This is a genomic window from Kitasatospora sp. NPDC006697, from assembly GCF_042869935.1.
Taxonomy (GTDB): domain Bacteria; phylum Actinomycetota; class Actinomycetes; order Streptomycetales; family Streptomycetaceae; genus Kitasatospora.
On the sequence record NZ_JBIAGU010000051.1, the window covers coordinates 14,720 to 35,762 of the forward strand.

Genomic DNA, 21,043 nt, shown 5'->3' on the forward strand with positions numbered 1-21,043 from the left:
GGCGGCGCACCGCGCCCCGGACGTGGCGTCAGGCCCCCGCACGATCACCTACAGCGCCTCCACCTGGTGCGGACGCAAGGATGTCCTCGGATGGCGCCCAGAATCATCCCGGAGCTGGCGCCCGCCGCCGGCCGCGAGTCAGCCAAGGGCGTGACGAGCTGTCAGGCTCGCAGGGCAGACTGTCGCTCATGTCAGAAGCCGGGCTCGACGCGGCCGCCAACTCGCTGCGGGCTTGGCTCAACCGCCAGCAGGTCACTGACCTGTCCACCCCCCCAGGTGACCGCCTTCTTCACCAACTCGGCGGCCGCTTGGGCCATCGACCAGGGATACGAGGTCCAGTGGGAGGTCAACCTGCCCACCGCCACCCGGCGGGGGCGGACCGGGCGCCTCGACGTGCAGCTGCGGCACCGCTCCGGCACCGGACGGCCGATCAGCATCGAGGTGGACCGGGGCACGAAGGCGTGGTCCCTCGACAAGCTCGTCCAGGCCGCCGAGCTCGGCCACCTGGCACTGTGACTTCGGTGGAGCCGTACCCCCGTCACCCTGCCGATCCCGCCCACGGTCCGGCTCATCCGGGCCCAGGTGCTCAAGCGCAGCGTCCTCCTCGCCCCGGTTGCGGGTTGTCAGCGGCCGTTGACTCACGGGATGTCGTGGCCCGTCAGGAACCAATCTGCGGGCGTCGGCGGCCGCTCCGTACCCGCACTGCGCGGAATCTCGTCGTGTGGTGCGCCGTCCCGGCGGAGCCGTGGCGTTTTCACCCCAGGCCCAGCACCGAGGCGGCGGTGGTCCAGTCGGTGGCTATCGCGTTCTGCGCCGAGGTGAGGTCCACCGTGCCGTTGCAGACGGCTCGGTAGAGGGTGAACTCGACGGTGTCCTTGTCGGCGGACGTGTAGCCGTTGACGCTGTAGCGGGGCTGCGGCCACAGGTTCCCGGGATCCGTGGGGCTGCCGCCGAGCGAGAGCGGGATGAAGTGGTCCTCTTCGTAGTCGGCCGTGTTGGTGTCCGAGTAGCCGTACGCCGCGATCTGCTGGACCTTCAGCGCGTTGGTGTAGCTGACCGGCGGGCGGATCGAACCGCTGTACCCGGACACGCAGATGGTGCTCTGGATGTTGTCGGGAGTGACATCGGGATTGGTCACACCCGGAGTGCAGGAGGAGTCGGGCAGCGGCAGGTACGCCTGGGAGCAGGACGCGGCGGCGGTCTGGAGCGCGTGCGGCGCCGTGGCGGCGTGGGCGGCGCCGCCGCCCAGGACGAGGCCGGCCGAGGCGAGGGCGAGAGCCGTCGCGGTGCTGGCGAGACGGTTGGCACGAGGCATGGAGGCTCCATGGAGATCGGCCCGACCGGGGTCCGTCGGGGGGATGTGTCCATGCCATCAAATGGGAGTCTATGCGGGTAGACAGTTGCCGATGAACAGCTGATGTGCGCTCAGTTCCGACGCGAACCACCAGGGTTCACTTGACTTCGGCGACCGCTCGTCGCGCCGGTCGGGCTTCCGGTGAGGCGGCGCTGCGTCCCTCGCGAGGCGACGCCCTTCGCCTTCGGGCACCCCGCACGGTCGGAGTGGGGCCTGCCGACGCGACTGACGATCGGGTACGCGTACGGGGTCTGACGCCACGGTGTCGGTCCCGTGGTAGGTATGATTGGTGATCGGCCGTCTTCCCCTCGATGAGCAGCTCGCCGCCCTGGAGTCCACGCTCGCCCGCAACGAGGTGCTGTTGGAGGTGCTGGACCGGGCGGTGGTCCTCGACCTCCCCGGGTGGCACCTCACCGCGGGATGCCTGTTCCAGGCGGTGTGGAACGTGGTCACGGGCCGGCCTCCGGGGCACGGCATCAAGGACTACGACTTGTTCTACTTCTCCGACACCGACCTGTCCTGGGAGGCGGAGGACTCCGCGATCCGGGCCGCAGGCGAGGCGTTCGCCGGGGTGCCGGTTCACGTCGAGGTGCGCAACGAAGCGCGCGTGCACCTCTGGTACAAGCAGAAGTTCGGCGTTCCCTGTGCGCCCTACGACTGCACGGAGGCGGCGATCGAGAGCTTCGCCGCGACCACCTGCTGCCTGGGTGTCCGTCAGGAGCCGGACGGGCGCTGGCGCGTCTACGAGCCGCACGGGCCGGCCGATGTCTTCAACCTGGTCGTGCGGCCCAACCCCGTCCTCGCGCCGCGCGCCGTCTACGAGGCGAAGGCGGCGCGCCGGCGGGACCAGTGGCCCGAGTTGACGGTGCTCGACTGGCCCTCGTAACCCGGTTCGGACCGCGAACGCAGCTGCACTCTCCACGCACCACTGGGTGTGCGGGTGAGCAGCAAGGGGAGGAGCAGGACGGCTGCTTCGGCGTCGGCGAGTTCAGGGTCGTCATGGGTGGTCTGACGTGCGGCGGGCGAGGGTTGATCCCGGCATCGCCCGCCGGCCACCTCAGGGGCGCAGGTGCGCCGCGACGTAGGGGATGGCGACCTGCTCCACCCCTCGGATGCGGTTGAAGGCCGGGTGGACGTTGACCTCGAAGACCACACCGCCGCTCTCGGCGGCGAGGTCGACGCCAGCCAGCGGAAGGCCCAGGGACTTGGTCGCGAGGATGGCCAACTCCTCGATGCCTGCCGGAAGTTCCTCGATCTCCAGGGTGCTGGAGACGGCGCCCTGGCATTCGTTGCAGGGGGCGTCGGGGTCTGCCTGGAGGTGCTCCGTCGCGCGGATGGCCCGGTCGGCGAGGACGACCACCCGGTACTGGTGGCGCCGCCCGTCGGCGGTGAAGTTCCGGGCGTCCTGGGCGATCAGCCAGTCGGCGCCGAGTTCCGCGTAGTGCCGTGTGGCGGCGACGAGTTGGGCGTGGCTGGTGACGTGGAAGACGTCGCTGCCGCCCATGCCGACGCACGGCCGAGCCCAGACGTCGCCGCCGAGCCGTTCGAAGGCTTCGGCGGCGGCCTCCGGGCTCGGCCGGGAGAGCGTGACCGTCGGCATCTGCGGCACGCTGTCGCGGGCGAAGCGCTCGACCGTGCGGTCCTTCTCGGTCGCCGTCCGCCAAGCCTCGACGTCGGTGCCGAGCGAGCGTACGCCCGACGCCCGCAGCAGCCGCTGGCAGTGGGCGAAGGCGGGGCGCCGGTGCGGCGGGATCTCGTAGACGACCACCGTGTCAGTGGTCACGGCGCGCCCCTCGGCCTCCAGCCGGACGGTTCCCCCGCCCGTGTCCTCGATCCAGCCGCTGGTGGCGTTGTCGGGGCCGTCCGTCATGAAGCGCCGCGCGTCCAGCATGACGGGTTCGCGGCCGGTCAGCCGCCGCACGGCGGTGGCAATCGCGTCCCGGGTGCCCTCGGTCGAACTGTGATCGGTCAGAAGTACGAGATCTCGTCGGCGCATGTGGCCATGCAAGCGGGGTGCGCCCGCTCGCGGCAAGGAGGCCCTGTGCGCCAGGCGGGCGACACGCTGGCCGAAACCGCCCAGCGGCCGAGAGGATGCGGCCTCATGGCCGACTCCTGCTGGGAGCGCAACACCCAGCAGACCGGCACGATCCTCTACTTGGTCGAGGAGGTCACCTACCGGGACATCCTTCCCGGCGAGGGCTTCGGCGCAGTCGCGGGGTGTCCGTTGTGATCATCCGCGAGGCAGGAGAGGGCGGGGTTGGGTGCCGTCGGCGCCGTGTCCACACCATCGACCCGGGGTCTTGGCCAGGGCATCATGGTGGTCCAACGGCCTCGGCCCACCGGTCGCTGTTACGCGGTGAGCCGAGGCCGGCGACGAAATAGGTCACACGATGCGTCAGATCGGCATGGCGAAGCGTCGATCGACGTGGACACGCGCGAACTCGCCCCGCAGTCGCTCCTCGTCCGCCATCGGGGCGTGCAGGAAGACGAGCATCGGTCGCAGTCCTGGGCGGGCCTCGGATATCGCGCGACCCGGTTCTGCGCGGTCGGTGTAGTGGAAGGCGTAGACGTGCAGGTAGTGGTCGCTCTCGGCGAAACCCATCGCGCGATACCAGGCCAGCGTGCCCGCATCGTCCCTGGTCCAGGCATCCAGCGTGGTAGCTCCGGTGGCGCGAACCCACTCGCGGGTCCGCTTGAGCAACTGTCGTCCCAGACCGCGGCGCCGGTGATCGGGGTGGATCGCGACGGTGTCGATAGTGGCCAGTTCGCCCTCGATGCCCGTGTCCATGATCCCGACCACGGAACCGGTCTCGTCGACCACGACGAGCTCGAGGCCAGACGCCCCGATTGCGGGCTTGGACGGGACGACGGCGTCGTAGAAGGACGTGTCCAGGAAGGCGAGCACCCGGCAACGCAGCCAGGAGGTCTCGTCAGCAGGTGTGTACTCGCGAATCATGTAGTTCAAGATCGTGGTCCTCTGCAGGCGTGAGAGTCGGTCGGCGGCTGCAGGGTGTGGTGATCACAGGATGAGCATGTCCGAGGTGCCGTGGATCGGCAAGCGGGTTTCCTTCGTCGGTGGGCCCGCCGTCACGGACCGAGAGGCTTCGGCCGGCCGGCTTTCGGCGTAACTACAGTCAGCTGTCCGCGGGGCCCTCGGTCTGTGCGGGAGCTCGGTGGCGTCCCGGTGAAGTGAGAGGTGTTCCCCGTGCCGGCGCCAGCGCACCCGGATCGAGACCCTTCTCCAGACGGGCACCACCGATCCGGACCCCGCCCCGGCGACCCGCGCAGCCCGTTCACCGGCCGCCCCGGCCGACGGGGCCTCTTCGCCCACAGGCGGTTCCGCCAGAACTTCGGCCACTGTCTGACGTGCAATCACGAACTGCCCCCACGCGGCCTCGGCCTCCTGCAGCTCGGCCCGCAGAACCTCCACTCGCTGCCCGGCACCCGCTCGCGCTCCTCCAGCAGTCCCATCACTGACGGCATCCGGCACCTCCACCGAGGAGACGACACGGCACCCCGTCTCCGCCACCGAGATACCGGCACTATGGCTGACCAGCGGGAACGCACCCATCACCATCGGAAAGCCACAGGTCGGCCTTCTCGTACTTCATGAAGCGCGAAGACCCAGGGCGCGGACATCCGCGGCCGTCCCCGCCCCGCAGCCGCAGCCGCAGCCGCAGCCGTAGCCGTAGCCGCAGTCGTTGCCGTAGCCCTAGCCAGCCTCCCGGTGGATGAACTGTGTGTGAGAAGGGCACCGGAGAGGGGGAGTTGGTGTCATCGTGGTAGTCGGCAGGAAGACCGCGGACTGAGGGGGCGGCGTGCAACGAGATGCCCGATGGGTGGTGGCAGGGGCGGTGACGGTCGCGGCCTTCGCGGTGCCGACCTGGCTGTGCGGAGCCGTGGCGCTGCCCGGAGTGTTGGCGGACCCGGCGAGCCGCTGGGCGGTGGCCTCCGCTCTCGGTGTGGCGCTGGCCGCGCTGGCGGCCCTGTGGGGGCACGGCTTCGCCACCCGCCCCAGGGAGGAAGGCCCGGTCCCCGGCCCCGCGGTCCAGGCACCCGGCCTCGCGGTCCAGGCTTCCGGCCCGCGCGCCGTCGCCATCGGGGGAGGCAACAGGGGCGACGTCATCACCGGCGACACCACGGGCGATGCGGTACCGGCGGCCCCCGGTCAGGCCGCGGCCGAGGAACCCGCCGCCGCGCGGCCCGCATCCCGGCAGGCGAACACGTCCCCGCAGTCGAACACGTCGGCAGCCGAGAACACGCCGCCAGCCGCGAAGACGGTGGCCGCGCGAGGGGATCGCGCGATCGCCATCGGCGGGGACAACTCCGGCCCGCTGTCCACCGGCGACCACTCCGAGGGCCGACGCCCGTGAGACGGCCCTGGGGCAGGCGGAGCCAGGAGCTGCCGCCTTCCCCGGACACCGCGCGCTCCGCAGGGGTCCATGCGACCACGGAGCGGGCCGCCGCGATCGGGGGAGACAACTACGGCTCCGTCCTGACCGGGGACCAGGTCATCCACATCCACGAGGGCGGTGGCTCTGCTCGCAGGTCGGCCCGGCGCCCGCTGGCCGACGCGGACATCGAGCGGGCGAAGGACGTGCTCGCCGGCACCGTGACCGAGCAGTGGCGGGCGGAGGCCGCCGCGAGAGCGCTGGACGACCCCGACCCGATGCCGGTTCGGTGGCGGCTGGCCGTCGGCGGCGAGGTCATGGACCATCCCGCCAACGTCTTCGACGGTCCGCGACTGCCCACGGGGTCGAGTGACCGGATCGCCGATGTGGCCGCGGGCTTCCGTCACCTGCGGCGCAGGCGGCTGGTCATCGTCGGCGGCCCGGGCGCCGGCAAGACGACCCTGGCGGTGCAACTGCTGCTGGAACTCCTCGCGGGCCGCAAGCTGCCCGGGAACCGGGAAGAGCCGGTCCCGGTCCTGCTCTCGGTGGCGGACTGGGACACCGCGCGGTTCCCCCGGATGCACGAGTGGCTGGCCTGGCGGCTCGGCCAGGACTACCCGGGGATGCGCGCTCCGGGCCTGGGCGTGGACGTCCCCCGGGCCCTCGCCGCGCGCAGCGAGATCCTCCCCGTGCTGGACGGCCTGGACGAACTTCCCCGGCAGGCCCGGGTGTCGGTGGTCGCAGCGCTCAACAGGTCACTGAGCGCCGCCGACCAACTGATCCTCACAAGCCGGACCGCCGAGTACGCCGAGGCCGTCGCGGACGTCGGGGATGTCCTGACGTCCGCCGCGGTCATCGAGGCCGAGCCCCTCGGCCCCGAAGCCGTCGCCGCGTACCTGCACACCTGTCTGCCCCCGCAGCCCGGGCCGGTGTGGGAGGCGGTCCTGTCCGGCCTGAGGGGGCCGCACTCCGCGGCGAGTCCGGCGGGCATCCTGGCGACCACCTGTTCGCTCCCCCTCGGCCTGTGGCTGGTGCGCGCCACCTACCTGGTCACCCGGACCGATCCGACCCCCCTGCTCGAAGGCCGGTTTCCGACGCCGGCGGCCCTGCGAGCCCATCTGTTCGACCAGCTGATCCCGGCTGCCATCGCCAGCAAGCCGCCGACCAGCAACGCGGGGGAGCCGTTCCGCCCCCGTCGGCACCACGAGGCCGAGCGGATGCGCCGTCAGCTCGGCTATCTGGCCTGGCATCTCACCAATCCGCGCAACAGCGACGGCACCGCGCGAACGCGCGACTTCGCCTGGTGGCGTCTCGCCCACGACACCTTCCGGCGGGACGCTCCCACGATCTTCGCGAGAGCCACCACCCCGTTCGTCTTCGGGCTGAGTTTCGCCGTCGCTCCGGGGCTCGGCTGGGGAGCCTGCGCCGCGCTCGCCTTCACGGTGACGACGGCGGTATCCGGCCTCGTGGGCGCGGGGTTCTCGGCCGCGGCGTGGCATGCCTTCGCGCAGAGCGCGTGGGGATGGCTGTGGTTCGGAGCGCTGGTCGTCGTCCTGTGCGGGGTGACGGCGGGCGTGCAGGGCGGGACCTGGCTGGACGAGACCCCCGGACAGGCCAATTTCCGCGCGCCCGGCCTCAGGTTGCTGACCCGTGGTCTCCTCTGGAGGATGACCAAGGTCGCGTCCATGACCGGCGTGCTCATCGGCATCTCCTTCGACGCGCAGCAGACGGGCGGGTGGGCCGTCGGACTGCGGGCGGGGCTGCTCGGCACCCTCGCGGCCGCGTTGCTGGTCGGCGTCGTGGCCTGGGCGGAGACGCCGAACGAGGACGGCCGGGCGCAGACGCCGGCGACGAGTTGGCGGGTCGACCGCAGGCTGAACGTGATCCGCGTCCTGGTGGCCGCCGCCGTGACCGGGATCGTGGCCGACGTCATGCTGGGGCTGCTCGGCCTCGGCCTCGGGGTCGTCGCCGACTTCGCGATCGGCGCCGTCCTCGGCGCCGGTGTCGGGTTGGCGAGCGGCCGTCACCATGCCTCACTGGCGTTCCAGGTGGTGACGAACACGCTGACCCTGCGCGGGCGGATGCCGCGCGGCCTGACGGCCTTCCTCGACGACGCCTACCGGCTCGGGCTCCTCCGCAGGGTCGGGCCGATCTACCAGTTCCGGCACGCCGAGTTGCAGGACCACCTCGCCCGGAGCCACGACCCTCGGCAGACCCCCCGGACGGAGCGGCGTGAGCGGCGTGAGCGGCCGAAGCTCACGGTACGCGGGCGACTCGGGGCCCGTCGGCCCGTCGTGCGGGCCCGACAGATCCTCGTCAAACGTGTGCGCTCGCTGGGGGAGGAGCACCCCGCCACGACGACCGCCCGCGCAGCGCTCGCCCAGGCCCACCGTGCCGCCGGCGAGCCGGGGCCGGCGGTCGACCTCCTCGCGGAGAACCTCGCCATCGCGCTGCGTAGGCTCGGCACCGACCACCCGGACCTGATGGGCCACCGCAACGCCCTGGTCGACGCATACCTGGACCAGGACGAACCCGCACGGGCCGTCCCCCTCCTCGAGCAGGTCCTGGCCGACTCCGAACGGATCCACGGGATCAACCACCCGGAGACGCTGGCCGTCCGTCATTCGCTGGCCTACGTGCACGCGCAGGCCGGAAATCCGGGACAGGCGATCGCCGGGTACGAAGCGGCCCTGTCCGGCAAGATCCTGGTTCTGGGCGACCAGCATCCCGCCACGACCCTGACCCGCAACAACCTCGCCGCGATGCACGCCCGCGCCGGCGATCGCGCGCGAGCGGTCACACTGCACGAGCAGAACCTGGCCGTACGGGTGAGAACCCTCGGGCCCGACCATCCCGACACGCTGATGACCCGTGAGAGCCTCGCCCACAGCTACCAGGCCGCGGGCGAGCCGGCCAAGGCCGTCGCACTGTACGAGCAGATGGTCGCCGGCGAGGAGCAGTCCGTGGGGGAGAACCACGCCGCCGCCCTCCGGGCCCGCCTGCGGCTGGCCGTGAGCCATCGCCTCGCGGGTGACCTCGACCGGAGCACGGCACTGCTGACGGTGCTTCTGGCCGATGCCGAGCGAGTGCTGGCGGCTTCCGACGAACTCGTCATGGAGATCAGGGACGTGTTGGCCGATGCCCACGACGAGGCGGGCACGCCGGAGCGGGCGGCGGCCCTGTTCGAGCGGAACCACGCCGAGCGCATGGCCGTGCACGGCGCGGGCCACCCCGCGTCCTTCGTGACGCGCCACAAGCTGGCGCGCAGCTACGAACTGAGCGGCGACCGGCCCCGAGCGCTCCGTCTGCGGGTGGAGAACGTGGCCGCCTCGCAGCGGGCGCTCGGTCATGACCACCCGCACGTCTTCGTCTACCGGAGAAGTCTGGCGATCGCCCACCAGGAGGCGGGCGAACCGGCCGAGGCCGTCCGCATGTACGAGGTCCTGCTGCCCGACACCGAGCGCGCGTTCGGCCCCGACCATCCGGACACGCAGTCCCTGCGGCGTGATCTCGGCTGGCTCTACCTGGAAACGGGTCAGGCGGAGCGGGCCGTCCCTCTCTTCAGACAGGCCCTGAACACGTGCGTGCGGCTCGGCGACGAGGATCCCGTCGAGATGCTGACGTGCCGCCACGACCTCGCGTCCGCCTGCTCCCGCGTCGGCGAGCTGGATCAGGCGGCGATCCTCCTACGGGACAACATCGTCCTTGCCCGGCAGGTCGGTGAGCTGCACCGGCTGCGGTGCTACCAGAACATGTTGGCAGCCGTCCGGCAGGGAGCCGGAGAGCCACAGGAGGTCGTGTCCCTGCTCGAGCAGGCCCTCGCGGGGCCAGAGCCGTCCCCGGACCAGGACGAGGACCTGTTCTCCCGCAGCCTGCTGGCGTGGGCCTACCGAGAGCTCGGCGATGTCGCCAAGGCCGTGCGCCTGCACGCCGATTCGCTGCGCGAGGCACGGGACCTGCTCGGCCCCGACCACTGGGTCACGCTCCACCTCCAGGTGGGCCTGGCCGAGGACCATGCGGTGGCAGGTGAGCCGGAACGGGGCGTCCCCATGCTCGAGCAGGCAGTTGCGCACTGCCTCCGCGTGCTCGGAGAGCGGGACAGGGTGACCATCATCGCCCAGCGCGCTCTCGCGGAGGCCTACCAGACCCTCGCCGACCCCAGGGGCCGCCCGCTCCTGGAACAGCTCCTCGTTCGATCCGTCCAGGCCCTGGGCGCGCGGGATCCGCTGACCGAGCGGATCCGTAGCGCGCTGCAGGAGAGCGGATGAGGTGAGCAGCCGACCGCCTCGGGCGCGCACGGCCCCCACCGCTTGCCGTCACCCCGACCGCCAGGCTGACCGAACCTCACGACCGTTACAGCGGGGCTCCCAAGTGAACCATCGAGCCGTGACGCTGCTTCGCAATCGGTCGTGTCAGCGTCGCGAAATTACTCTCATATGAGATCACTGCGGGGTGTGATGAAGCTTCTCCTTACCGACTCCGGCGTCAGGAACGCGAGCGTGCTGGCGGCGCTGGCCCCCTCCGCTACGACAGAGAAGCGGCGAAGGTCTCTCACCTCCACACGAAATACAGCGCCTCACGGCGCAACTCGAAGCAGACCCATCCGTCGCAGTCCGCCCGAGCTCTTTTACCTCCGCCCGGGTCGCCTCCTTCCAGGCTGTAACGGGCTTGGTTCACGTTCCGCGGACCGCCGCGCGGGCGTCTGCGGCGTGAAGCCGAGCCGGCGCATCAGCCGGGTGGCGCCCGAGACGCTGTAGGAAACGTGGAACTTCCAGCCGATCAGCGTGGCCACCCGCGCACCGGTCCACACCTGGTCCCCGTCCCAGCCGTGGGCGGCCGGTCCCTGGTCGAGGTACGCGGCCAGCTTCTCCTGGCACCGCACGGAGAGCTTGCACCGCTGCCCGTGCGGGCCGCGCGAGCCCAACGCCGCCGCCCCGCCCTGCTTCCAGGCCTGGTGCCACTGGTAGGCCGACTTGCAGCTCACCCGCAACTGCCGGGCCACCTCCGGAGGCTTGACTCCCTCGCCGAACAGCGCGGCAGCCTCCAGGCGCACGGCCTCGCGGCGCTGACGTGCCTTCGCCGTCAATCCGCCCCCATCCGCATATCGCATGCCACACGGTCTACAGCGGCAGGTGACCATCCGTCAGCAGAACGGAGATCCATCACCCCAAAGAGCTGATGTCAGTAATTGCGCGCTGGCAATCTTGCGCACCGCGCAGGATTCTCTTGCGTAGAGACAAGACGGCGGATCCGCTCGGCGGCGAAGGTGCGGCGAAGGTGCGGCGGTGGCGGGCCGGAGTGGGCGCGAGCGCAAGAAGCCGGCCACCTGCGAGGCGCTGAGCTGGGCCGCCCTGCGACTCGCCGTGCAGCGCGGCATGGAGACCACGTTGGTGAGCGCTTCGAAGGTTGCGTCCAGCAGGGCCGCACGGCTCCCCAGCGCTGATCCGACCGCCAGCGGCGCCGCAACCGGTGCGCTGGACCGGCCTCTTTGGCCCTGCAAACTCACCAAGCCCCCATGGGGTCCCTCCCCGGACTCGTCACGGTCTCATCCTGGTGACCGCCCCACCACCATGACGCCCGCAGACCGCGGGAGTAAGAGGTCAGATGATGACTAAATTTTACGGGGCACGCCGAGCCGAACCGGCCGCCAGGCACGCCAGTAAGCCGCGTCGTCCGGCGGCAGAAATTCGTCCGTGGGCGGAGACGGGTTTCGACGCCCGCCGATCTGTGGCCCGGCGATCGATCCCAGCGGCTGCTGACCAGGCAAGACCCCGGCGGGGCGGCCGGCCGGTGTCAGGATCTGACGACCTCGACCGGCAGCCGGCGCACGCCGATCAGGACGGCGGGGTTCTGGTAGGTCACGTCGTCGTAGGAAGGGACGACGACGGAACGGAACCGCTCCTGCAGAGTGCGCAGGGCAATCCGGGCCTCCAGGCGGGCCAGCGGCGCGCCGAAGCAGAAGTGGATGCCGTGGCCGAAGGTCAGGTGGGGATTGGTCCGGCGGCCCACGTCGAAGGTCTCGGGGGCCTCGAAGCGGGCCGGATCCCGATTGGCGGCACCGAGGTGCGCGGTCACCATCGCGTCCGCTGGCAGCTTGCGGCCGCCGAGCACAACCGGCCGGGTCACCCGGCGTCCGAGTTCGGGGAAGGGCGGCAGCCAGCGCAGCACCTCTTCGATGGCCTGCGGGAGCAGCCCTGGGTCGGCCCGCAGCCTGGCGTCCGTGCCGGGGTGCCGGTCGAAGGTCACCATGGCGTTGCCCAGCAGGGCCGTGGTGGTGACGTGCCCGGCGACCAGCAGCAGTGCGACGAAACCGACCATCTGCTCATCAGCTAACCGGACGTTGTCCACTTCGGCGGCGATCAACCGGCTGGTGAGATCGTCCCCCGGGTGCGCGCGGCGGTGCCGGATGTGCGAGAGCATGTAGCCGTTCATCTCGCGGATGGTCGGGGCGATGGCCTGCAAGGCCCGCTCCAGGTCCGCCATGTCGGCCGACTCGCCGAGTTGGTCGCCGCCGAACAGGACGGCGGCCCACTCCTGGAAGAGCCGGTGCTCCTCGGCCGGGACGCCGAGCAGTTCCGCGATGACGATGATCGGCAGCGGGTAGGCCAGCGCGTCGACCAGGTCGAACCGGTCCTGGTCCGCGACTTCGTCCAGCAGCCGCGCGCACAGCGCCTCGATCCGCGGCTCGAGTCCCGCGACGACCCGCGGCGTAAACGCTTGGCTTACCAGTGTGCGCAGTTGGCGGTGCTCCGGCGGGTCCATGCCGACGAAGCTGCCCTCCCGGAAGATGTCGAAGTCCTCCTGGGTCGGCGCCAGCGAGGAGAGGTCGGAGGAGAAGGTGGCCGGATCGGCGAGCACGGCGGTGACGCCCTCGTGGTCCAGCACCTGCCAGGTGCCCCCCTCCTCGGTGTGGCGCACCGGTCCGGCCTCGCGGAGCGCCCGCCACCGCTCGGGTATCTCCTCCAACAGGACAGGCGAGTGCCGTACTTGATGGCTGGTCACCATGTCTCCTCGGGCGTGGCTTACGGGAGTCGCGGGGTTGGGGGTGGGAAGCACGCCGCGCGGCGACGACGGCCCCCGGCCACGCGGGACGAGGCCGCGCCCGACGGGCGGACGCCCTGGTGTCGGGGGTGCCGGCGGGACTGCAGTGCCGGATCATGCGCACGCGCCACAGTCGTCACGGTGTGTCAGTTCCTGACAACCCCACGGGAGAAGCCGTGCCGCGCCCAGGAAACGGCCAGCTCCACGGCAAGGACGAGGCATGAGGACCACGATCACCGGCGTCACCGTCTTCGACGGCCAGGACGTACTCGACGGGCTGTTCGACGTGTCCTTCGACGAGTCCGGCATTACCCCGAGGTCGTCTACCGGGTGCTCGCCGACCTGGCACCTGAGGACACCTCCGCCGTGTGGTGGAGCGAGACTGACGGCGACATCCACCCCTTCAACACGACGCAGGACGTCGACGCGGCTATCGCCTCGGTGCTCGGGTAGCGGGTTCGACAACGAACCGGCGGGACCTGGGCAACGGGCGACCTGACGAACCGTGGTCAAGCAGCTCGGCCACGTTGCGGCTGGGGTCAGAACAGGACTCCGGGGCCGGGACGAAGGGCTCCGTGGATCGGGCTCCTTGTCGAACGGACGTCTGGCCGGGCGGCGGGAGCTGGGCTGGGAACGGGACTGCTGCTGCGCGTGTTGAGCCCCGGCTACCTGTCGGCGGCTCCTGACGGCGAGCTGACCGGGCGGCATCGGCTGGCAGTTGGGCCGATGCCACCGGCGCTGTTGCTGCCTGGGCCACGTGGATTTGGACGGGGGTGGCTCTATGGGGCTCGTCAAGGAAATCGGGCTGTGGGCCGGTGGCGTTGGCGGGCAGTACGGCGGGATGCCGGATCTGCTGTGGGATGACGTCACGAACTTCTTCGATCCTGACCTGATGGGTGCTCTGCCGGATCTGTCCGTGGAGGGCACCTCGGTGGAGGACTGGCAGGCGGTGTTCGATGTGGTCCGGTCATGTGGTTGGGCGTGGGAGTACTCGCAGGGTCGGGTTGCCGTGCCGCTGCCTCTTGCAGTGGAGGTGCTGTCGCGTCCGGCCGACGCTGAGACGGTCAATCTGCAGGTCTGGCCGGTCTCGGGCGTGCTGGCGATCTTCCGTCCGATGTTCGCCGAGGAGATCGACTTCGATGTCGACCTTCGCGAGTTGCAGGGCCAGGAAGGCGTAGACGTCCTGTGCGGGTTCCTGGCTGCGGTCGGTCGTCGGCTGGGCAAGCCGGTGGCCATGACCGCCGAAGGCGACTACGGGCGCCCGGTGCTCGGGTTCGACCCAGCGGCCGACCGCGTGGTGCTGATGGCGGATTCGCAGCTCAGCTGACTGCGGCCGGCCGGGGCTCGTAGAAGGTCCCGTCGCGGAGCATGGCGAACAGGACGTCGCCCCGGAGTCTGGCCAGGCAGAGGAGGGGCTGGGTATGCCGTTTGCCCTGGCTGATCTTCTTGTCGTAGTAGCCGCGGGAGGCTGGGTCGCTGAGTGAGGTGAACCCGGCCAGGAAGAACGCCCGTTTCAGCTGCTTGTTGCCCCGTCGGGAGGGTTGCTCGCCGCGTATGGGGGAGCCGGAGCTGCGGGTCGCGGGGGGCGAGTCCGGTGTATGAGGCGAGGTGGGTGGCGGTTGGGAAGGCGCTCGCGTCGCCGACGTCGATCAGGACCCGGGCACCGGTCCTGGTCCCGATGCCGGGTATGGAGGTCAGGACCTTCGAGAGTGGGTGCTCGTCCAGCGGTTCGTTCCTGGATCCGTTTCTCCAGGACCTTGCGCTGGTCGAGGACGGCCCGCAGCGAGCCGCCTCGGCACGATCAGTGCGGCCGCCTCGGTGCCCGGGACCACCACGGTCTGCTCGTCGAGCGCGGTGAGGATGTCCTTGACCAGGCGCTCGAACATGCGCGGGGCAGGGGCCGGGCGACGCCGAGCAGACGGCGGCGTCCGGCCTTGTGGAGGGCGGCCGGTGAGCCGAAGCGCTCCAGCAGGGCCACGACCGCCGGGTGGTCGATTCTTGGGCCCAGCACTCGTTCCAGATGCGGGTGAATCTGGGTGAGCGGTCCGCGCAGGCGGTTGGCGATGCGGGTCGCTTCGCCGGCGAGGTCGTCGTCGAAGCCGACGATCATCTCCAGCTCGGCGATGGTCTCCGCGGTGAGCTCGATGCCGCGCATGCCGCGCAGGGTGTGCGGCATGGTGCGGGCGGCGTCCGCGATGACGAAGGCGTCGCGGGCACCGGTCTTGGCCTCGCCGGGGTAGAGGTCGGCGATGCGGCGCATCGTGAGGCCGGGCAGGTAGGCGACGCGACAGCGAGGAGACCGCGTTCGTCGGCTGACCCCCGCTGACGCGGAGGTGATCCGCGAGCGGGACCGCGCACATCCGGTCCAGCCGGGTGCTCTCCGCCGACGCGGAGGTGATCCGCCAGCCGACTCGGGCCCGGCACCCGTTCCGGCGTGCTCTCCGCCCAAGCAGCTCGACCTACCGCTATCCCCGCTGGTGCCCTGGCCCGTGCCGAGCAGCTGGCCACGTCACACGCGCCTCGGCAGTATCAGTCGAAGTGTCGGCTCCTGGCCGTCATCGGACGGGCTTGCGATAGACGACAATGCGGTGCTTGATGACGAAGCCGGCTTTCTCGTAGACGCTGGATGCGCCCGTGGTGCTGTCGGCGTCGGTCTCCAGTGCGGCTGTGGTGTAGCCGGATCGGCCAGCCGCACCCAGCACGTCGGCGAGCAGTGCGCCCGCCACGCCGTGTCGGCGCCAGGACATGGTGGTGCCGACCTGGCCGATGTAGAGCGCTTGGGGCGCGTCGGCGTACGGCAGGACGTATCCGACGACCTTGTCGTCGGCGAGTGCCAACCGGGCCAGCTCGGGGAGGAAGGTCTTTGACCGCACGGTCATTGCGGCCCAGGAGTCGAACATGCGCTCCTGGTGGCTCCAGGCACTGCGGAACGCCGCTGTGTGGGCGGCGTGCAGCTCACGTTCCCGGTCCGGGGTGTACCGGACGATCTGCAGGTCCTCGACGGGCGGTGCAGCGGAAGGAGATGGGGTAGGCGCGGCCATCTCCAGGAAGAACCGCTCGACGGTGAACCCCAGCCGCTCGTACAACCGGATCGCGGCCGTGTCGGGGACGCCGGTGTCGACCTCAGCCAGCCATTCCCCCTCCGGCGCGGCCTCGGTGTGCCGTTCAGCTGCCCGGTCGAGCTGCCAGGCAAGCAACTCCCGGCCTATCCCGAGGCCTCGCCGGTCGGGGTGCACCCCGCCTTCCAGGCTGACCCGGAATCCGTCCTCAGGCGGAAGGCGTACCAATGCGGCGGCGAGCAGCCGCCCCTCCGCGTCGGTGATCAGCCGGGTGTCCCTTGCCGGGTCTTTGACCTCAGTTCTCACCACGTTCTCGATTGCGGCGGCGGGGAGCTCGAGCTGCCCGCCACTGGCCCTGGAGATAGCGTTGAGCAGATCAGCGACGGCCGCTGCGTCCTCGGGGCGGTATGCGCGGGCATGGAAATCATTCATTGATACAGCCTATGGCGCCAGGCGTAGCCGAGATGAGTACCCGATACCTGTTTAGGCACTTTTCGCAGGCGGCCACGTGCGGATTCCCGACTCATGTTCGGGATGCTGTCGGTACTACTGAACATGAATTCGTGATGTCGCCCGGATGGGTGCAGTCGCGGCGTGCGCCCGACCGCGGAGAGCTGGTCCTGGTAGTCGTGTGCTGTGAGGTACGCGCAGGGCGGCGGCTTGACCGACGCCGAGAAGGCCGAGCGGGAGCGGATTCGGCAGCGGGCCGTGGAACGCTTCGAGGGCGGGGAGAAGAACAGGGACATCGCGGCGGCGCTGCGGGAAAGTGTGCGCTCGGTGGAGCGCTGGCGCCGGCAGTGGCGTGAGGGTGGTGCGGCAGGAGTGGCCTCGAAGGGTTCGCCCGGTCGGCCGAAGCTGTCTGATGCCCAGGTGGCGCGGTTGGAGAGGGAGTTGGAGCGTGGGCCGCTGGCTCATGGCTGGGAGGATCAGCGGTGGACTCTGGCACGGGTGAAGACGTTGAGCGGTTGGTTGTTTTACGTTTTCTGCACCGTGGAGGGCAGGTGGGTCCTGCTCAAGCGGCACGGCTGGTCCTGGCAGGAGCCGGTTCGCCGGGCTATCGAGCGTGATGACGCGGCCGTCGAGGTGTGGAGAAAGGAGACGTGGCCGCGGGTCGAAGCGCGGCGGCGGCCCGCGGGGCCTGGCTGGTCTTCGAGGACGAAGCCGGGCAGTCGATGAGGCCGCCGCGCGCCAGGACCTGGGGCAGGGTCGGCTGCACGCCGGTCGTGCGGGTGCGCGGCCGGGGGGTCGGCCGGGTCTCTATGGCGGGGCTGAGCTGCTACAGACCCGGTCACCGCTCCCGGATTCTGTACAGCTTCCACGTCTACCGAGGCCGCAAGGGCGAGAAGAAGGGTCTGACCTGGCAGGACTACAGGGACTTGCTCGGCCCGATCGTGCTCGTGTGGGACAAACTGCGTGCCCACCTGATGCCGCCGATGCGGGAGTTCATCGAGGCGAGCAAGGACTGGCTGACCGTCTTCCAACTCCCGTCGTACGCACCGGATCTCAACCCGCAAGAGGGCACCTGGTCGCTGGTCAAGCGCACCATCGGCAACCTCGCCGCCGCCAACCTCGACGAGCTCGCCCGGGCCGTCAAGCGGAGCTTGAAGAAGATCGAGCACCGACCCCACCTGGTCGACGGATGCCTCGCCGCCACCGGCCTGATCTTGGACGACTGACCACCCTCAGACCGACATCACGAATTCAAGTTCAGTACCTCCGAACTCGGGCTCGGCGCCGCCGACATCCTGAAGGCGCAGGTCCTCGACTCCTCCGGCACCGTCCTGGCCACTTTGACAGAGTCGACGCAAGCCGACCGCTGGACGGTGATGCGGCTGGTCAAGGGCACTTCGTTGGAAGTCCGCCTGGGCTGGGGCCGATTGTCGGTCGAGGAGACCGCGAAGATCGCCGCCGCTGTTCTCAGCGCCCTGGGAGCAGCTCATGAGGCGGGGATCATCCACCGGGACGTAAAGCCGGCCAACATCATGCTCGCCGATGACGGCGGCATCCTGCTCACAGACTTCGGTATCGCGATCAACGAGGCCGACACCAAGCTCACCCGGGACGGCGGGATTGTCGGGTCGATGGCGTATATCGCCCCCGAACGCGCTGGGGGTGACCAGGGCGACGAGGCCAGCGACCTGTTCTCGTTGGGTGTCACGCTCTATCAGGCCACTGAGGGCACTTCCCCGTTCCAACGTGACACCCTCACCGGCACGCTGCGCGCTATCGCCTTCCACGAGCCCCCGCCGCCTGCTCATGCCGGCTACCTGGCGGCGCTGATCACCGCACTGCTGCGCAAGGAACCGGGAGATCGTCCCACGGTTGCCGAGGCGATCGCCATGACGGCGCCGGGGGCCGAACCCACGTCGGAGTTCGACCTCATCCTCAAGACCGTCGGCTCGGCCGAGTTCTTCGATCTCGTCGGGGTCGTGATGGACCTGACTTCGCTGAGTGCCAGGGAGGCCGTGGCCCTGGTTACCAGTGCACCCCAGCAGGTGCTGGGCAAGGTCGATCGGAGTACCGCTGTAGCTGGAGGGCTTTCAAGGCGGGCCGTCCAATGACATCAGCCAGCTGGCGGCGCTGATCCTCCCGCACCTGCCCCCGCCACCCGCGCTGCCGGCCAAGACCAGCTGACTCCCCGCAACGTCAGGGCATGGACTCCCCGGCATCCACGCCGGGCAGATCGGCCGTTACTCCCAGCGGATGCCGAGTTGGGTGAGGCGCGTGGGCCGGTGGGTGGGGATGTCGGCGCGCCTGCCGCTGTTGGCGACGAACGGGCCCAGGCTGACCTCGACGGTGCTCCCGTCGGCCAGGAGCAGCGTCTCCTTGTGTCTGCGCGGTGCGATCAGGTTTCCCTCTCGCTCCCGGAACTGGGCGGCGGCCGCCAGGTTCCGGGCCTCTTTCTCCGCACCCCTTGCCCGCCTGGCCCTGCCCGGAGTTGGAAGGCAACTCGGTGGGCAACCTCGGACGAGACCGGGACTGGGCCGGCCGGCCGGCTGCCGCCAGCCGGGGTGGGTCACGGGCGCTTGGCGGCCCGTCAGCCGCCCCGCAGCGGCCGCACCGCCCAGGACCAGAGTGGCCGCTGGCGCCCGGCGAGGAGGGCAGGGTCGCGGCGGCGGGTGGGCACCAGCGTCCGCCCGGTTGGTGAGGCGGGCGGCCACAGGCCGTTCAGGTCGTCCGGGTCGGCGACGTCGTCGAGGACGACCAGCCACCGGCACACCGCCCGCCCGGCGGCGGGCTCGAGCCAGGCCAGCAGCGCCTCGGCCGCGTCCTGCGGGTCCTGCGGCGCCGCCGCACCCAGCACACCGGCGGCGGCCCGGGCGTAGGCATCGATGACGGCGGGCCGGGTGGTGGCGGTGACCCACACCAGCACGTCGACCTCACCATGCTCGTAGAGGGTGCGGGCGTAGGCGGCGGCGAGCTGGCTCTTACCGACCCCAACCAGGCTGGCCACCACCCCCGCCACCGCCCGCCGCCAAGGCGCCTTCCGCGCCGTCGGCCGGGCTGGCCGAGGACCGCCGTGCCGCCGGTCCGCAGCACCTGCGCCAGCTCGGCCAGCGCAGCCCGGTCCTGGAAGTGCGCGGCCCGCGGCAGCAACGTGCCGCTGCGGTACGGCCACGCGGCCGCCGGCCGAGGTGCCGCGTGCCGATGGACGTCACGGACCCATGCACCTGCCCCGCGGCGAACGCCCCGTCCGTCGCGCTCACGTGCATGTCCCCGACCACGGCCGCTGCCATCGCCGCCGCGAACCCGGTATCCCGCCCAGTAACAGCGCCGATCGCCGCCGCCAGCAACCGCCGGCCCTCCTCGGACACCCCACTCACCCGGCACCGGCCTGTTCCACGACCCGCTCCAGCACCGGGTGCGGCCCGTGTCCGAGGACCGGGCCGTGGTCTGCCGCGGTCGTGGGCGGTGTGTTGGCGGATTCCCCTAGGGTGCGGTGTCGTGCGGGGTGGGGATGGTGATCATCCGGCGGAGTGAGTGGTCCGGGCTGGGGGAAGGGTTGGTTCATGGAGTTGGCCACCGAGTTGCGTGGCGAGCCGTGGCCGGAGCTGCTGCCGGACCAGTGGCCGGTCCTGGTCGTCCCTGCCGGGCCTGACCGGCCCGTGGTGCCCGGGGACGGCTGGACGGGCCGCGCACCGGCCACCTGCCCCAACCCGGGCTGGTCTGCGGTTCTGGCGGGCAGCCGGCTGACGATCCGGCGCCCGGGCGGGCAGTTGTGGTTCGACGGACCCGTCGCCGCGACCCGCCAGTGGCAGCGACGGGTCCGCGATCACCGTGCTCTGCTGCTGGTGCTGACGTGGGCGATCGGGGCCACGCGGCTGACCGGGGCGCCCAGGGCGGTGGCGATCCAGCCCGGACACACGGCGTTGACCGGGATTCGCGTGGCGCGCACTTCCTCGGCGGGCTTGGTGCAGTCGGCCGACCCTGCGTTCCCGACGAAGAAGTCAGCGCCCTGACGGTGTGTCGTGTTGCAGCGCTTCCCACAGCGCGGCGGCGACGGCGACCTCGGTGCCCGCCAGGCCGACGGAGCAGAAGACGGTGATGTCCTCCTCGCTGGTCCGGGCGGGGGCGGCTCCGGTCAGGACGGCGCCCAGGCCGACCATCCGGTCCGTGGGGAGGATGTGCGGCTGCGGGTAGTTGTTCGCTTGGGCGGGGGAGTCGGTGATCAGGACCTGGGCCCGGTCCGCCAGGGCCGCGGGGATCTCGTGGCGCGCGAGGGTCTTCGGGCCCAGCGTGGTGACATGGGTGCCAGGCGCGATCCAGTCGGCGTCCAGGACGGGCTGCGCGCTGGTGGTGGCCACCACGACGACGTCGCGTTCGCGCACGGCTTCCGCCACCCGGGCGACGGGCCGGACCGTGTGCCCCAGTTCGTCGGCGGCCCGCCGGGCGAACTCCTGTGCACGCTCCGGCCTGCGGGCCGCCACCGCGACGTCCGTCACGTCCCGCACCGCGCTGATGGCCCACAGTTGGGCCCAGGCCTGCCGGCCCGCGCCCACCAGGCCCAGGCGGACCGGTCCCGGCCGGGCCGCGGTGTCCACCGCCACGGCGCCGATCGCGCCCGTGCGCCGGGCCCCGAGCTCGTCGCCGTGCACGACCGCTCTCAGAGGGTGTTCGATAGGGGATTCCCCCCAACTGTCCGGCTTTGATCGAGGTAGCACGGACTCGATTCCAGGATCTCGTGGCGGTCGGGTCCG

At 70.9% G+C, this 21,043-nt stretch carries 19 protein-coding genes and 1 pseudogene; 11 read left to right on the forward strand and 9 right to left on the reverse strand.

All coding sequences use genetic code 11. The features are described from left to right. Positions 1–276 precede the first annotated feature (276 nt). Positions 277–516, forward strand: a complete 240-nt coding sequence (locus ACFYNO_RS39770; protein ID WP_388023279.1) for a hypothetical protein — start codon at positions 277–279, stop codon at positions 514–516. 238 nt (positions 517–754) lie between these two features. Here ACFYNO_RS39770 and ACFYNO_RS39775 read toward each other — a convergent pair whose 3' ends face one another. Next, positions 755–1,315, reverse strand: a complete 561-nt coding sequence (locus tag ACFYNO_RS39775; protein WP_388023282.1) for a hypothetical protein — start codon at positions 1,313–1,315, stop codon at positions 755–757. Between the two features lie 328 nt (positions 1,316–1,643). On the opposite strand from ACFYNO_RS39775, the gene ACFYNO_RS39780 reads away from it, so the two are divergent. After that, positions 1,644–2,240 carry a nucleotidyltransferase family protein gene (locus tag ACFYNO_RS39780; protein ID WP_388023284.1) on the forward strand — a complete coding sequence of 199 codons (597 nt, stop codon included), beginning with the start codon at positions 1,644–1,646 and terminating at the stop codon, positions 2,238–2,240. Between the two features lie 171 nt (positions 2,241–2,411). On the opposite strand, the gene ACFYNO_RS39785 is transcribed toward ACFYNO_RS39780, so the two are convergent. After that, positions 2,412–3,350: a RimK family alpha-L-glutamate ligase gene (locus tag ACFYNO_RS39785; protein WP_388023286.1), complete on the reverse strand. Its 939-nt coding sequence runs from the start codon at positions 3,348–3,350 to the stop codon at positions 2,412–2,414. A 105-nt stretch (positions 3,351–3,455) separates the two neighbouring features. On the opposite strand from ACFYNO_RS39785, the gene ACFYNO_RS39790 reads away from it, so the two are divergent. After that, positions 3,456–3,584, forward strand: coding sequence for a hypothetical protein (locus tag ACFYNO_RS39790; protein ID WP_388023288.1), 129 nt, complete (start codon positions 3,456–3,458; stop codon positions 3,582–3,584). 165 nt (positions 3,585–3,749) lie between these two features. Here the strand turns inward: ACFYNO_RS39790 and ACFYNO_RS39795 are convergent, their stop codons facing one another. Beyond that, positions 3,750–4,310, reverse strand: coding sequence for a GNAT family N-acetyltransferase (locus ACFYNO_RS39795; RefSeq protein WP_388023317.1), 561 nt, complete (start codon positions 4,308–4,310; stop codon positions 3,750–3,752). Between the two features lie 862 nt (positions 4,311–5,172). Here ACFYNO_RS39795 and ACFYNO_RS39800 point away from each other — a divergent pair. Together ACFYNO_RS39800 and ACFYNO_RS39805 are read left to right on the forward strand one after the other, a co-directional pair. Further along, positions 5,173–5,727 (forward strand): hypothetical protein, encoded by a 555-nt coding sequence (locus tag ACFYNO_RS39800; protein WP_388023291.1) that lies wholly within the window; start codon positions 5,173–5,175, stop codon positions 5,725–5,727. Between the two features lie 224 nt (positions 5,728–5,951). Further along, positions 5,952–10,013, forward strand: a complete 4,062-nt coding sequence (locus ACFYNO_RS39805) for a tetratricopeptide repeat protein (RefSeq protein WP_388023293.1) — start codon at positions 5,952–5,954, stop codon at positions 10,011–10,013. Positions 10,014–10,372: 359 nt separating this feature from the next. On the opposite strand, the gene ACFYNO_RS39810 is transcribed toward ACFYNO_RS39805, so the two are convergent. Continuing rightward, complete coding sequence (locus ACFYNO_RS39810) at positions 10,373–10,855, reverse strand: winged helix-turn-helix domain-containing protein (protein ID WP_388023295.1); 483 nt, start codon at positions 10,853–10,855, stop codon at positions 10,373–10,375. A gap of 683 nt (positions 10,856–11,538) precedes the next feature. Next, positions 11,539–12,711: a cytochrome P450 gene (locus ACFYNO_RS39815; protein WP_388023296.1), complete on the reverse strand. Its 1,173-nt coding sequence runs from the start codon at positions 12,709–12,711 to the stop codon at positions 11,539–11,541. A gap of 405 nt (positions 12,712–13,116) precedes the next feature. Here ACFYNO_RS39815 and ACFYNO_RS39820 point away from each other — a divergent pair, with 405 nt between their 5' ends. Both ACFYNO_RS39820 and ACFYNO_RS39825 read left to right on the forward strand, forming a co-directional pair. After that, positions 13,117–13,239 (forward strand): hypothetical protein, encoded by a 123-nt coding sequence (locus ACFYNO_RS39820; protein ID WP_388023299.1) that lies wholly within the window; start codon positions 13,117–13,119, stop codon positions 13,237–13,239. 388 nt (positions 13,240–13,627) lie between these two features. After that, a complete protein-coding gene (locus ACFYNO_RS39825) occupies positions 13,628–14,113 on the forward strand; it encodes a hypothetical protein (RefSeq protein ID WP_388023320.1) in 486 nt (161 codons plus the stop codon). Here the strand turns inward: ACFYNO_RS39825 and ACFYNO_RS39830 are convergent. Then, positions 14,106–15,088 (reverse strand): annotated as a pseudogene (locus tag ACFYNO_RS39830) (IS110 family transposase); the annotation flags it as partial. The gene ACFYNO_RS39825 and the pseudogene ACFYNO_RS39830 sit on opposite strands and share 8 nt — an antisense overlap. 253 nt (positions 15,089–15,341) lie before the next feature. Then, positions 15,342–16,277 (reverse strand): GNAT family N-acetyltransferase, encoded by a 936-nt coding sequence (locus ACFYNO_RS39835; RefSeq protein ID WP_388023301.1) that lies wholly within the window; start codon positions 16,275–16,277, stop codon positions 15,342–15,344. A gap of 204 nt (positions 16,278–16,481) precedes the next feature. Between ACFYNO_RS39835 and ACFYNO_RS39840 the strand changes: the two genes are divergently transcribed. The 3 genes from ACFYNO_RS39840 to ACFYNO_RS39850 all read left to right on the forward strand — a co-directional run bounded on the left by ACFYNO_RS39840 (position 16,482) and on the right by ACFYNO_RS39850 (position 18,406). After that, positions 16,482–17,021, forward strand: a complete 540-nt coding sequence (locus ACFYNO_RS39840; protein WP_388023303.1) for a winged helix-turn-helix domain-containing protein — start codon at positions 16,482–16,484, stop codon at positions 17,019–17,021. Next, positions 16,946–17,521, forward strand: a complete 576-nt coding sequence (locus ACFYNO_RS39845) for a transposase (protein ID WP_388023304.1) — start codon at positions 16,946–16,948, stop codon at positions 17,519–17,521. Before ACFYNO_RS39840 ends, ACFYNO_RS39845 begins: the two co-directional genes overlap by 76 nt. 114 nt (positions 17,522–17,635) lie before the next feature. Further along, positions 17,636–18,406 carry a protein kinase gene (locus ACFYNO_RS39850; protein WP_388023306.1) on the forward strand — a complete coding sequence of 257 codons (771 nt, stop codon included), beginning with the start codon at positions 17,636–17,638 and terminating at the stop codon, positions 18,404–18,406. A 476-nt stretch (positions 18,407–18,882) separates the two neighbouring features. Here ACFYNO_RS39850 and ACFYNO_RS39855 read toward each other — a convergent pair whose 3' ends face one another. Continuing rightward, the gene (locus ACFYNO_RS39855; RefSeq protein ID WP_388023309.1) at positions 18,883–19,299 is read right to left on the reverse strand and encodes a hypothetical protein; all 417 of its coding nucleotides are present in this window, start codon (positions 19,297–19,299) and stop codon (positions 18,883–18,885) included. A gap of 556 nt (positions 19,300–19,855) precedes the next feature. Here ACFYNO_RS39855 and ACFYNO_RS39860 point away from each other — a divergent pair. Further along, the gene (locus ACFYNO_RS39860; RefSeq protein ID WP_388023312.1) at positions 19,856–20,305 is read left to right on the forward strand and encodes a hypothetical protein; all 450 of its coding nucleotides are present in this window, start codon (positions 19,856–19,858) and stop codon (positions 20,303–20,305) included. Here the strand turns inward: ACFYNO_RS39860 and ACFYNO_RS39865 are convergent. Beyond that, entirely contained in the window at positions 20,294–20,941 is a 648-nt protein-coding gene (locus ACFYNO_RS39865; protein ID WP_388023314.1) for an ornithine cyclodeaminase family protein, read from the reverse strand. The two genes, ACFYNO_RS39860 and ACFYNO_RS39865, sit on opposite strands and share 12 nt — an antisense overlap. Between the last annotated feature and the right edge of the window lie 102 nt (positions 20,942–21,043).